This is a genomic window from Psychrobacter sp. N25K4-3-2 (assembly GCF_015351755.1).
GTDB classification, from domain to species: Bacteria; Pseudomonadota; Gammaproteobacteria; order Pseudomonadales; family Moraxellaceae; genus Psychrobacter; species Psychrobacter glaciei.
Genome location: NZ_JADKLX010000001.1, coordinates 892,751 through 905,158, shown reverse-complemented (window position 1 = coordinate 905,158; position 12,408 = coordinate 892,751). Strand labels below are relative to the sequence as shown.

The 12,408-nt window shown below is 42.4% G+C and carries 11 protein-coding genes; 8 read left to right on the top strand and 3 right to left on the bottom strand.

The window, feature by feature from the left end; all coding sequences use genetic code 11:
* Nucleotides 1-29: 29 nt before the first annotated feature.
* Nucleotides 30-1,010 (bottom strand): rhomboid family intramembrane serine protease, encoded by a 981-nt coding sequence (locus tag IOD06_RS03570; RefSeq protein ID WP_194619156.1) that lies wholly within the window; start codon nucleotides 1,008-1,010, stop codon nucleotides 30-32.
* 238 nt (nucleotides 1,011-1,248) lie between these two features.
* On the bottom strand, nucleotides 1,249-1,563 hold the full coding sequence (locus IOD06_RS03565; RefSeq protein WP_194619154.1) for a glutaredoxin family protein: 315 nt from the start codon (nucleotides 1,561-1,563) through the stop codon (nucleotides 1,249-1,251).
* 196 nt (nucleotides 1,564-1,759) lie between these two features.
* Here IOD06_RS03565 and mtgA point away from each other — a divergent pair, with 196 nt between their 5' ends.
* The 6 genes from mtgA to IOD06_RS03535 all read left to right on the top strand — a co-directional run bounded on the left by mtgA (nucleotide 1,760) and on the right by IOD06_RS03535 (nucleotide 6,759).
* A complete protein-coding gene (mtgA, locus tag IOD06_RS03560; protein WP_194619152.1) occupies nucleotides 1,760-2,446 on the top strand; it encodes a monofunctional biosynthetic peptidoglycan transglycosylase in 687 nt (228 codons plus the stop codon).
* Between the two features lie 502 nt (nucleotides 2,447-2,948).
* Nucleotides 2,949-5,138: a polyphosphate kinase 1 gene (ppk1, locus tag IOD06_RS03555; RefSeq protein WP_194619647.1), complete on the top strand. Its 2,190-nt coding sequence runs from the start codon at nucleotides 2,949-2,951 to the stop codon at nucleotides 5,136-5,138.
* 372 nt (nucleotides 5,139-5,510) lie between these two features.
* Entirely contained in the window at nucleotides 5,511-5,681 is a 171-nt protein-coding gene (locus tag IOD06_RS03550; RefSeq protein ID WP_194619151.1) for a hypothetical protein, read from the top strand.
* Between the two features lie 77 nt (nucleotides 5,682-5,758).
* The gene (locus IOD06_RS03545; RefSeq protein WP_194619149.1) at nucleotides 5,759-6,022 is read left to right on the top strand and encodes a hypothetical protein; all 264 of its coding nucleotides are present in this window, start codon (nucleotides 5,759-5,761) and stop codon (nucleotides 6,020-6,022) included.
* An 83-nt stretch (nucleotides 6,023-6,105) separates the two neighbouring features.
* Nucleotides 6,106-6,462, top strand: a complete 357-nt coding sequence (locus IOD06_RS03540) for a hypothetical protein (protein ID WP_194619147.1) — start codon at nucleotides 6,106-6,108, stop codon at nucleotides 6,460-6,462.
* 96 nt (nucleotides 6,463-6,558) lie between these two features.
* Complete coding sequence (locus IOD06_RS03535) at nucleotides 6,559-6,759, top strand: hypothetical protein (RefSeq protein ID WP_194619145.1); 201 nt, start codon at nucleotides 6,559-6,561, stop codon at nucleotides 6,757-6,759.
* A gap of 316 nt (nucleotides 6,760-7,075) precedes the next feature.
* On the opposite strand, the gene IOD06_RS03530 is transcribed toward IOD06_RS03535, so the two are convergent.
* Nucleotides 7,076-7,843 (bottom strand): tRNA-(ms[2]io[6]A)-hydroxylase, encoded by a 768-nt coding sequence (locus IOD06_RS03530; RefSeq protein WP_194619143.1) that lies wholly within the window; start codon nucleotides 7,841-7,843, stop codon nucleotides 7,076-7,078.
* 607 nt (nucleotides 7,844-8,450) lie between these two features.
* On the opposite strand from IOD06_RS03530, the gene IOD06_RS03525 reads away from it, so the two are divergent.
* Together IOD06_RS03525 and IOD06_RS03520 are read left to right on the top strand one after the other, a co-directional pair.
* On the top strand, nucleotides 8,451-10,649 hold the full coding sequence (locus IOD06_RS03525) for a malate synthase G (protein ID WP_194619141.1): 2,199 nt from the start codon (nucleotides 8,451-8,453) through the stop codon (nucleotides 10,647-10,649).
* Between the two features lie 628 nt (nucleotides 10,650-11,277).
* Complete coding sequence (locus IOD06_RS03520) at nucleotides 11,278-12,324, top strand: porin (protein ID WP_194619139.1); 1,047 nt, start codon at nucleotides 11,278-11,280, stop codon at nucleotides 12,322-12,324.
* Nucleotides 12,325-12,408 lie beyond the last annotated feature (84 nt).

Genomic DNA, 12,408 nt, shown 5'->3' with positions numbered 1-12,408 from the left:
GTTTAATGATCATAGATAAGTGTCACCATTTACTCAACAGCTTTTAGCACTTGCACTATCTGCTGATGAATATCTTGCCACCACCAGACAAAGCCAATGCCTATGAGCAACATCACCAGCCATGGCAATAGTTGCCAAATGAAGGCGGGCTTGACCGCTGTTTTTTGCTCGATTGTTTCTTGCTCGATAATGTGGACACGATTAGCGTTCGTATTTATAGCTAAGTTTACACCAGTGTCGTCATCAAAATGAGCATTATTATCCAAATCAACGTTGCTTATCGTTGACTGATCGATATAGCTGGTTTGGTAATTGTTTTGAGTGGTGGTTTGGGTATTAGCTTGATAATGGCTCTGGTTGATAGCGACTGTCTGCATGATGGCTGCCATGCGCTGACGATGGACGATTCCGATTGCCAGTGCAATGATCAATCCAGTAACTGCACCGCCAATATGACCAGCATTGTCAATACCTGGTACGGCAAAGCCATAGACGAGGTTGATGCCCATAATAAGTATCAAGCTCTTTAAATTGAGCACTAAGCCATTGACCGATATTTTAAATACAGCAGCTATTAATAATGCCGCACCGATACCCATGATACCGCCAGAGGCACCAGCCGATATTCCTGGCTGTCCGGTTCCTTCCAAAATGCCTTGCCACGTCACATAGCTGTTCAGTAAATTGCCACCGATGGCTGCCAATAAAAACAACGCCAAAAACTTAGCAGAGCCAAACATCGGCTCGGCAACTTGTCCAAAGAAATACATGGCAAAGCCATTAAACAATAAATGCATGAGGCCAATGTGCAAAAACGCACTGCTCACCAACCGCCATGGATCGTCGCCCATGGTAAAAGGTAAGGCATTAGCACCCCATTTAAGCAATGCCTCAGTCGATGGATTATTGGCATCGACGCCTGTCAGCACCTGCATGATGAATAGTCCAATAAAGCTGACTAAGAGCAGGGTAGTCACGGGTGCTGTTTTTAAAAGCTGTTGAATGGTCATAAAAGCTAACTATCAATTCAAAAGGTGGCGTAGAGTATAAAGGGTATGATCGGATCATGTCAGTCAATGGCATGTTATTAGCGATATCAAAAACCCATATGACGTTTTATAAGTAAATGCATCTTATAGGCTTTCAATATTAATGTCTTATGCCTTGTGCCTCATAAACATTGTAGTGTTGATGCGTCATGACGCAGTGTTACTTGATGACGGGATAGTAATTATCCTATGGCAGATACTATGACGCCAGCAGCTGCTGTAAGTCCATAACTGAAAACGGATAATCCAGACGCTGCGTCTTTGTCAGTAGCACGGGAATGCTAGTGGCAAATTCCATCATCAGCGATTCATCAAAGTCGGCGATATCGACATACTGGTAGGTAATTGGCTGCACGGCTTGAAACTGAGTCAGCAGCTGCGTCGCCACGTCACATAAGTGACAGCCGGTCGTTCCAAGTAACCACCATTGATCAATATTTTCAATGTTCCCAAGATCAGGGCGTGCTGCAACAACACGGTTCCGTAATGTTTTTATACTATTATCATTATGCATGTTTCTACTCTTATTGTATGCCTTCAAAATGCTTGTTTAGCGTTTTTAAGCCGACATATCAATGTGGCTTAGCGGTTATGACATGATAAAGAAATGGGGTAAATAATGACAGCGATTGTGAGATTAGGTAAGATGAGCTGCTGTTTATGATTATCAATTTTATCTTATTACTTCTTTAACCACTCGGATATCGCGCATGGCAAGTTTTGGCACATTCATTAAACGACTGTTATTGGCAATTATGTTATTGGTCGTCGCATTCCATATTTTAATAGTTGGGCTACTATTAATCTGGAAAACACAGCCGATTAATAACAGTATGTTTATGTTGACGCATCGCTTAACTGGTGGCACGGTCACTCAGACGTGGGCTGAATACGATGCTATCGCCAAGTCAGCCAAGCAAGCAGCGATTGTGAGTGAAGACTCGACGTTTAGTCAGCACAGTGGCTTTGATTTTAAAGGGATCAAAGCGGCGCAAAAGAAAAATGAAGAGACAGGTAAAATGTCTGCTGGTGGCTCGACCATCACTCAGCAGTTGGCCAAAAATCTATTTTTGACCTCGCATCGCTCTTATGTGCGTAAAGCGGAAGAAGCTGTAATCACCGTTATGATTGAAACGCTGTGGGACAAGCAACGTATCATGACCGCTTATCTTAATGTTGCCGAGTTTGGCAATGGCATCTATGGTATTGACGCAGCGGCGCATCACTATTTTGATAAGTCTGCGGCCAATCTGAATCGAGACGAATCAGCACTCCTCATTGCGATGCTCACCAATCCAAAGTATTACGAAGATAATCAAGGTGACAGACGCTTACGTAACAAGCAGCGTATTATTAAAAAACGTATGAAGAATGCAGTATTGCCGCAAGCGTCTTAATCGACATGTGCTAGTGGTTTGCTGAATGATAAATACAATTATAAATAGCACGATAAACGAATGACATGATCAATAGTCACGTGGCTGCAATGATAGGACGTCACTATTATTAAATTTACTATTATTAAATTCACTATTATGAATGCCACTATATACACTATAGATAAGTCAATATAAAAAGGATACAACGAGGCTGGGATAATTTTTTGCAGCCTCTGTCGGCGTAGGCACAGCAAGCAAGAAAAATTTGTACCAGCCTCATACGATAATATCGTGTATCTAATTTATTCAGTATCGACTATATATAGGTATCAAAATATATAAGCGTCAAAATACAGCTTTTCAAATAAGTTGGGAATAAAAAAGATAGCTGATGACAGTAAAGACAAATTACTCATTGATGATAAATTGATAACGACAGGGGAATAGCGGTATGGCAGATATGAATAATCAGAACGACAGTGTCATGACTAACGACAATACCGATGTTAACGACCTGAATATGCACCAAATGACCCAGCTTAACGTAGCCGATAGCGCAACAGAATCTAGAACAGAACAGCTTAGCCAGCAGCTGACTGACATTGCATGGCAGCGCTCAGAAGATGGCAGCTATTCGCCCAGTAGTTATATCAATCGTGATTTGTCCTTATTGCAGTTTCATCTGCGGGTCTTAGCGCAAGCCGCCAGTCCTCACCATCCGCTACTTGAGCGCTTGTTTTTCTTAATTATTTTTTCATCCAACCTCGACGAGTTTTTTGAGATTCGTGTCGCGGGTATCATGCAAAAGCTCAATATAGGTGACGTATCGACTAGTGCTCATGGGATGCGTCCGAGTGAAGTGCTAAACGAGATATCCGTTATCACGCATGATGCCATCGCTGAGCAGTATCGTATTCTTAATGAAGATATCTTGCCTGCGCTCGCCAAAGAAGACATTCGATATCTAAAACGCGATGAGCTGAATACTGAGCAATCGGCATGGATGAAGCGCTATTTTACAGAACAAGTCTCACCAGTGCTGACACCTATTAGCATTGATCCTGCGCATCCGTTTCCGAGATTGGTGAATAAAAGCCTCAACTTTATTGCCACTTTAGAGGGCAAAGATGCCTTTGGTCGCGATATCAATCTTGCGATTGTCCCAGCGCCACGTAGCCTGCCACGGGTCATTCGTCTGCCAGATGACCTGACTGGTGGTAAAGAGCACCATGTCATGCTGTCCGCCATCATTCACGAGCACATCGGTGAGCTGTTCCCAGGTATGCAAGTGACAGGCTGCCATCAGTTCCGCCTCACGCGCAATGCCGATTTGGACTTAGCAGATGATGTCGAGGATATTGCCAAGGCATTAGAAGGCGAGCTTGAAAATCGCCGCTTTGGCGACAAAGTACGGCTTGAGGTGACGACTGATTGCCCAACACCGATTAGCGATTATCTTCTCAATGAGTTTGAGCTACATGACAATCAGCTGTACCGTGTCAATGGTCCTGTGAACTTAACTCGCTTGCTGTTTGACTTTAATATACCCAAGCTGCGCTATGAGCCTTTTACCCATATTGTGCCAAAACCCTTTCGCCGTGAGCTGGACAAGCTTGATAAAAGCACCAGTATATTTTCTGCCATGCGCAAAGGCGATGTCTTGGTACATCATCCTTTTCATGCGTTTTCACCGATTATCAATCTACTTTGGGAAGCGGCCAGTGACCCCAAAGTATTGGCGATCAAACAAACCCTGTACCGATCAGGCACCAATTCAGAAATCGTCAAGGCGCTGGCTGCTGCTGCCCGCAATGGCAAAGAAGTCACGGCTGTCATCGAATTACGTGCCCGTTTTGATGAAGCGTCCAATATCGCTGTCGCCAATTTTTTACAAGAGGCTGGGGCAGTGGTGGTTTACGGGATTGTCGGCTACAAGACCCATGCCAAGCTGATGCTTATCGTGCGCCGCGAAGACGATCGCATTCGCCGTTATGTGCATCTCGGCACCGGTAATTATCACGCAGCCAATGCCAAAGTCTATACCGACTATGGCTTGTTCAGCGCTGACCCTGATATCTCAGAAGACGTACATAAAATCTTCCAAGAGCTGACAGGCATGGGCAAACCTGCCAATCTAAAAAAACTGTTGCACGCACCATTTACGTTGCACGAAAAGTTAATGAGCTTTATCGATGATGAAATTACTCATGCCAAGGCTGGCAAGCGCGCACATATTATTATCAAAGTGAATGCTTTGACCGAACGTCGTCTGATCGATAAGTTATATGATGCGTCGCAGGCAGGCGTCAAAATAGAATTGATTCTGCGCTCCATGTGCTGTCTGCGTCCACAAGTAAAAGGCCTATCTGAAAACATCACCGTACGCTCAGTCATCGGGCGCTTTTTGGAGCACACACGCGTTTATTACTTTTATAATGATGGTGATGAGCGCTTGTATTGCGGCAGTGCTGACTGGATGGATCGCAATCTATTCCATCGTGTCGAAGTCGCTTTTCCGATTGAAGACAAAAAACTGTTCAAGCAGGTTTATCAAGATGGGCTGCTCAATTATCTACAAGATAACGTCCAAGCATGGCTACTTAATGGCGATGGGGCATGGCAGCAAAGTCAACCAGCCGCCGATGAAGCACCACATATTGCCCAAGATCATTTGCTACGGGTGATCAATCACGTCGGTGAGCCAATATAGATAAAGCTTTCGCTTATCTTGTTTATTAATGCTGTCATTTAATGGCATTAGCCCTATAAAAGCCCTATAAAAGCCCTATGATTTATTTAACCAAGCGTTGGCTACGACCGACGCTTGGTTTTTTTGCGCTCGGATAAGTTACAAACTGTCTTGTAACCTCACATTTATTCACATATTGATACGGCAGTACACTGGTGCGCTGTTGGTTGGCTTAACTATAATTGATGACAGTTCTACCGCTATTGCACAGATATTTCTAATAAAAAATCATACTGAGATGCTTACCTTTGTAGAATGTTATTCGATTTTGCAAAGGTAAGTGTACAAAGGATGGCTGGTTTACTAAACAACGATAATAATAGGAATTGCACCATGAGTAACACTAACAACGATACTTCAGACATTAAAAAAGCAGCAGAGCAGGTTGATGATCATCAAATTGAGAAAAATTTAAATGAAGATAAAAAGGTAGATGCTCCTGAAGAACTGAGCAAAGAAGAGCAAACCTCTTTTATTGATGATGAGCTACGGACAGATAAGTAAGCAGCAGTTTGAACGATATCAATGACTATGTTAAATATTAAATAAAGAATTAACACCATAAACGCGAGGGACACGCTATGACAGTCAATACAAAACCAAATAACAAAGAGAAAGTATTGGTCGATGATCCCGTAGCATCAGAACCAAAAAATACCAACGAAAACACTAAAGACAGTTATGAAGGTCGTAAACACGAACCTAATATCGATGGACCACAGCAGGATTCACAGGAAACAGACGAGATATATTCCGACCCACGTGAAGAAGAGCACTTACCAGCAGGTGGAAAAAACGTGGCGGATCTCAATGCTCATGATTTGAGCAAAAATAACAACACCTAGTATTTGCATGACTGCTTGGTATTTTCTATTAATTAAAACGCTGACATCATTCGTTGGCCTCCTAACACGATAAGGACATGACTATGCAACCGCAAGATCCTGCGCTAAGTAGAACCGCAATTGATGATACTAATGCTGAGGCAATGCATAAAGAACCTGTCAATAACCATGACGTCGTCGAAAGCCATACCAATCAAAACAAAGGGACTGATACTTTAAAGGAAGAGATCGTTGATTCAGAGCATGTGAATGACAATGACAATCCTGCGCGTCAGCCTGATCGCCGAGATCAGCAGGGCAGTAGTCCGTTTGATGACAATATCAACGAAGACACCGTGGGCAGTGAAGCACCAAAAAGCGAAGGCATCACGGACATGAATAGATATGCCAATATTGACAATGCACAAACTCGTGTCTTAAACCCAGACGAAAAAGACTGATTTCTTAGCAATATATTTCTGAGTATTATTAATATGAGTATCCTCAAGTTATCGAATACTCGATGTGAAAAATAATTATTATAATAAGGATTAGTTATGAATAAGTCTAATGATACAGTTAACCATGATAACCATCAGCTCAAAGATGCAAATGATAATAATGGTATCGTCCCTGATGATGCATTACAAAAGGCAAATCCAGCTGCTGCAGAACAAGCGACTGACGATCATGATCCGCATAATGTCGCGAAAAATCACAAACAGTATGACAGTCCGCTTATGGAAGATAAGAAATAGTCATAACTGACCATTATATTCTGTACAGACAAATAAAAAACCTAACGCTAGGCATGGTTTATGAGACTAGGGTGTGTCCTCATTTTAAAAATGGTGATAAAAATGAGATAAATTGCCGTCAAACAAGGAAAGTAGCGCAAAAAATATCGAGATATTGATAAGCTATTTGACGATGTTTGGCAAAATTTAGCCATTTTTAGCCCATTTAGAGAGTAGTCTATTGAATTGAGGACACGCCCTGATGTTAGATTTTTTATGCGATCGATATGGGTACTTTTATATAGCGCTTATTTAACAAAATCTGCCAGCTTAAACGCTAAGCAGGGGTGCCGCTGTGAAAGCGCAGCTCAGTATCAGGACTGGATATCAACTCTGCTTCTACTTCTTTGAAGAATGCGACACGCTCATCGATATTGTCATCAGATAGCGATTGTGCCAATGCCAAATAATCTTCGAAATGGCGGCTTTCTGACTTCAATAAGTAGCGATAGTATTTTGCCAAACGCTCATCGTCGATGACGTCAGAAAGCGCAGCAAATCGCTCGCAAGAGCGTGCTTCGATAAACGCACCAATGATTAGCACGTCGACCATCGCTGCTGGCTCATGAGTACGCTTGTGCTTGAGCAACCCTTTGGCATAACGCCCCGCACTCAGATATCTCCACTCTTGCCCGCGCTCATGCATGATGCCGAGCACTTGCTCATAGTGCAACATCTCTTCACGTATCAATTGTGCCAACTTGCGCTGCAAATCATACGAGAACTCATAGCGGAATAATAAATTCATCGCTGTACCAGCCGCTTTTTTTTCGCAGTTGGCATGATCTTGAATGATTAATGGCACATCCGCAGTAGCCGCATCTACCCACGCCTGGGTGGTTCGCGAGCCCAAAAAGTCATAGACAGCGGATAGGTCGACCTTAATAGGGGTGCGCAGCTGTGCGATATCGGCACTCTCTTTTTCTATACGGTCTTTTTCTACACTGTTTTCTTCTATATTGTCTTTGTCTATAACGTCTTCTACACGGTTGTGGGAAGCAACGTCGTCTTTGCTGTTGCTGGGTTTCATACTTTCTTTATTCATAGTCTTTGCCATAGTGGAATGTTAAACACTTTTTAATCAAATATTAAAAGTTGAATAGATAACCGTTGAGCATAAATAGAGGCTGTAATGATTACTTACAGTTTATACTGAACGTATAACGGCCTAGCTCTAAAGTATGGATTAATGCCCCTAGAGTATATGGCTCATAGAGTATCATTATTATACAGCCTAAGTATTTACTTAGTGAATGGCGTTTCCTTGTTTATTTTATTATTTGATAGTAGGATGAGATTTTGCTTTTCAGGCATTTTGTCTTACTATTGATTATCATTCAGTAGCGGCTAATGCGCATTATATCAACTGCCAATCCTGTATCAAAACACAAGATTTATAGACTAAGACTTCTCAAAGACGGTCCAAAAATTATAGATGCTACATTAACCAGATGTTGCATCGAACAGGTTTTGCACTAACCAGATATCACATGAGCAGCTGCCCGATTATAGCTGACAGTACATATTATTATGTTTGCTATTTATCCACTGTAAAGCAAACTAGGCACAAATGCTGCAAGGGCACACATTTTCCAACCATTAGAGTAGCAACCTAGCATTAACACACCTCACGAACAGATAAGGATAACAATATGAGCCAGTCTTCTAACGCCAACCGTGTTCAAAAAGGCATTCTTGCCATCGACCAGCAGATGTATGACTTTATTGAAAACGAAGTGCTGCCGAAAGTCGGTGTTGATTCAGAAAGTTATTGGTCAGGTTTTGAAAAAGTCATCAAAGAATTTACTCCGCGTAATAAAGCGCTGCTAGAAACTCGTGACAAGATTCAAGCGCAGATCGATCAGTGGCACCTGCAACACCCTGCCAAAGACGGCGAAATTGATTACCCTACTTATAAAGCATTCTTAAAAGAGATTGGCTATCTGTTACCAGAAGGCGATGATTTTAAAGTTAGCACGCAAAACGTTGATGATGAGATTGCTCATATCGCAGGGCCACAGCTGGTCGTGCCAGTCCGAAATGCTCGCTACGCACTCAATGCGACGAACGCTCGTTGGGGCAGCTTATACGATGCTTTGTATGGTACTGATGTCATTAGTGATGATAATGGCCAAGAAGCGAAAGGCGGCTATAATCCGACTCGCGGTGCGGCAGTTGTCGCCTATGCCAAAGCATTTTTAGACGAGCATTTTGCCTTGGCGTCAGGCTCGTATAACGATGTGACCGGATTTAAAGTGGTCGATGGCAAACTTGAAATCGTCCAAGGCGATAGCAGCACTGAGCTAAAAGATACCGCCAAATTTGTTGGTTTCGTTGGTGAGGCTGAATCTCCTACTGGTATTTTATTAAAAAATAACGGCTTACATGCTGAGATTCAAATCGATGCCAATCATCCGGTCGGTAAAGATGACCCAGCAAACATCAAAGATGTACTATTAGAATCAGCGATTACGGCGATTCAGGATTGTGAAGATTCAATCGCTGCTGTCGATGCAGAAGAAAAAGTAGAAGTATATCGCAACTGGCTGGGTCTAATGAATGGCGACTTGCAAGAAACCTTTGAAAAAGGGGGCAAGACCAGTACTCGTAAGCAAAACCCAGACCGCGAATATAACACCCCAGACGGTGGAAAGCTGATCTTACCTGGCCGTTCACTACTATTGATTCGTAACGTTGGTCACTTAATGCAAAACCCTGCAATCTTAGTTGATTTGGGCAATGGTCAAGAACAAATCTTTGAAGGTTTAATGGATGGCTTGATTACGCCACTATTGACGCTCAATGATTTGAAAGGCAAAAATGAGCTATCAAACTCACGTAAAGGCTCGATGTATATTGTGAAGCCAAAAATGCATGGCCCTGAAGAAGTTAAAATGGCCAATGACTTGTTTAACGCTTCAGAAGATTTATTAGGGCTTGAGCGCAACAGCCTTAAAATCGGCATCATGGATGAAGAGCGTCGCATGACGGTTAATTTAAAAGAAGCCATTCGCCAAGCGAAAGAGCGCGTTATCTTTATTAACACTGGTTTCCTTGACCGTACTGGCGATGAGATGCATACCAGTATGAACGCAGGCCCATTTGTTCCTAAAGGTGATATGAAGTCACAAGCATGGCAGCCAGCCTACGAGCAGTGGAACGTTGATATCGGTCTAGAGACTGGCCTGCAGGGTGTTGCTCAGATTGGTAAAGGCATGTGGGCGAAGCCTGATGAGATGAAAGAGATGATGGATACCAAGGCCGCTCATCCTAAGTCTGGTGCGAGTACGGCGTGGGTACCATCGCCAACAGGTGCAACCTTACACAGCATGCACTATCATCAAGTCAACGTCGCTGATGTACAGGACAGCCTAAAATCACGTGAGCGTGCCAGTTTAGACGATATCTTGACCATCCCATTGGCGAAAGACACCAACTGGACAGACGAAGAGAAACAGCAAGAGCTTGAAAACAATGCTCAGGGCATCCTAGGTTACGTCGTACGCTGGGTAAACCAAGGCGTTGGTTGTTCTAAAGTCCCTGACATCAATGACGTTGGTCTCATGGAAGATCGTGCGACCTTGCGGATATCGAGCCAACACATTGCCAACTGGTTGCATCATAACGTCGTGAGCGAACAGCAAGTGATGGATACGATGAAGCGTATGGCAAAAGTCGTCGATGAGCAAAATGCAGGTGATAGTGACTATCAGCCAATGGCAGATAACTTTGAACACTCTTATGCGTTCAAAGCGGCTTGTGATTTGGTGTTTAAAGGTCGCGAGCAGCCAAGTGGTTATACTGAGCCACTATTGCATCAAGCGCGTCTTGACCTCAAAGCAAATGCCTAAAACGATAGGTTAAGTATCATGTTTGCTCATGTAATCTAAGTGCTATTTAAGCCTCTAGGCATGATCAGGCCTTGATGTATCTTACCCGTTTGTGACTGTCATATGTGTCAGAAATATGACAAACAATTCTTTATGAGCGCTATTTATTTATCAATAAGTAGCGCTTTTTTTGGGTCAATGTATCGTATTTATTACCGCCAATTAATATTATCAGTAATGATATTAATTAATGGGTATCGTATCTATTTGAGTCGATAGGGGTTTTTTCATAACGGTTCAAATATGACAAAGCATTTGTTATTCGATAGTAGATGTATCGAAAAAGCAAAAAAAAATGTTGCAAATTATGTCAAAGTTGTTATGCTTGTATTCGAAGTATGAGTTTGGTAACGGATGTTACGCAACGGAGTGATAAAGACCAAAGATTACATGGCAGTTACGTTCTAATCCCAGTCATGTGAGTCATGGTTTTTTTTGTCTTATTGTAGTAGAAATTCGCCACACTTGTTTTAGACCAATCTCGGTAGCCAGTTACACATTATATCTTTGAGGATTTGTGACGATACCATTATGGGCGCCAGCTAATCATAGCTTGCTCATTACTACAATTGTAAAGTGGAGATACCCCATGAAAAAACTACTTTTAGCTACAGCCATCGCAGCCCTATCTGTATCTGCAGCCAACGCAGCACCTACTGTTTATGGTAAAGCTTTCGTTACTGCTGACTATGTAAATGCTGAGCGTGATGGTAACGATGATCAATTCGACGTAGACAGTGATTCAGTACAAATCAACTCAAACATTTCACGCCTTGGTTTTAAAGGTTCTGAAGCAATGACTGCTAACACTGATGTTATCTATCAGTTAGAGTATGGCATTGCCATCGATGGTACTGATGACAATATTGGTCTTAAAAGCCGTGATACCTATCTTGGTCTAAATAACAAGCAATATGGTCAATTCCGCTTTGGTCGTAACTACTCAGTAACTGACTACATCAACAACGTTACTGTTACTGAAGGTTTTTGGGATAATTTAGGTGTTAGTAATCTTGATATGGAAGGCGATGTTCTTGATGCTGTAACTATGGCTGATGGCGGCCGTGTCAATGACTCTATCGTATGGATTGCCCCTAAATACAACGGCTTGCCTTTAGAGCTTGCTCTACAATACGGTGCAGACGAGCGCTTTGTAACTGACAGTGACGACCGTGACAGTGGTTATGGTGCTTCATTAATGTTTGACCAAGGTACAGGCTTCACTGCTGGTGTTGCTTACGAAAAAGACATGAGCCAAGCTGGTGATCTTTTACGTGGTAGTGCTACCGTTGATCTAGGTAAATACATGGCTTATCCAGTTATGTTAGGTGCCATGTATCAAGTAGCTGATTTCGATGGCGGCGATGAAGATGAAAAAGGTCTAATTGTAAGCGCTGAAATGGGTCTAGCTAACTTTGCTCGTCCAGCATCTGTATATGTACAGTACAATGGTACTGAAAACTTGGCTGGTTTTGATAACCGTGATTCAGATCAAGTTGTTGTAGGTGGCAAATATAACTTTAAAGACAACATGATTGCTCATGCTTATGTTGGTAACAACTCTGCTGAAGACAAGAATAGTAATACTGATCTTGACGTATTCGCACTTGGTGGCGGTCTAGAATACTTATTCTAGTATCACACTCAAGTAGATAGTATAAAAAAACTCATCCTTCGGGATGAGTTTTTTTATGCGAAAAAAGAAAGTAGCCCTCCATTG

Coding starts and splice junctions, on each gene's coding strand:
- mtgA (WP_194619152.1), top strand. CDS start 1,760: ATGGCAAGTTTTGGCACATTCATTAAACGACTGTTATTGGCAATTATG.
- IOD06_RS03535 (WP_194619145.1), top strand. CDS start 6,559: ATGAATAAGTCTAATGATACAGTTAACCATGATAACCATCAGCTCAAA.
- IOD06_RS03525 (WP_194619141.1), top strand. CDS start 8,451: ATGAGCCAGTCTTCTAACGCCAACCGTGTTCAAAAAGGCATTCTTGCC.
- IOD06_RS03530 (WP_194619143.1), bottom strand. CDS start 7,843: ATGAATAAAGAAAGTATGAAACCCAGCAACAGCAAAGACGACGTTGCT.
- IOD06_RS03520 (WP_194619139.1), top strand. CDS start 11,278: ATGAAAAAACTACTTTTAGCTACAGCCATCGCAGCCCTATCTGTATCT.
- IOD06_RS03570 (WP_194619156.1), bottom strand. CDS start 1,010: ATGACCATTCAACAGCTTTTAAAAACAGCACCCGTGACTACCCTGCTC.
- IOD06_RS03545 (WP_194619149.1), top strand. CDS start 5,759: ATGACAGTCAATACAAAACCAAATAACAAAGAGAAAGTATTGGTCGAT.
- ppk1 (WP_194619647.1), top strand. CDS start 2,949: ATGCACCAAATGACCCAGCTTAACGTAGCCGATAGCGCAACAGAATCT.
- IOD06_RS03565 (WP_194619154.1), bottom strand. CDS start 1,563: ATGCATAATGATAATAGTATAAAAACATTACGGAACCGTGTTGTTGCA.
- IOD06_RS03550 (WP_194619151.1), top strand. CDS start 5,511: ATGAGTAACACTAACAACGATACTTCAGACATTAAAAAAGCAGCAGAG.
- IOD06_RS03540 (WP_194619147.1), top strand. CDS start 6,106: ATGCAACCGCAAGATCCTGCGCTAAGTAGAACCGCAATTGATGATACT.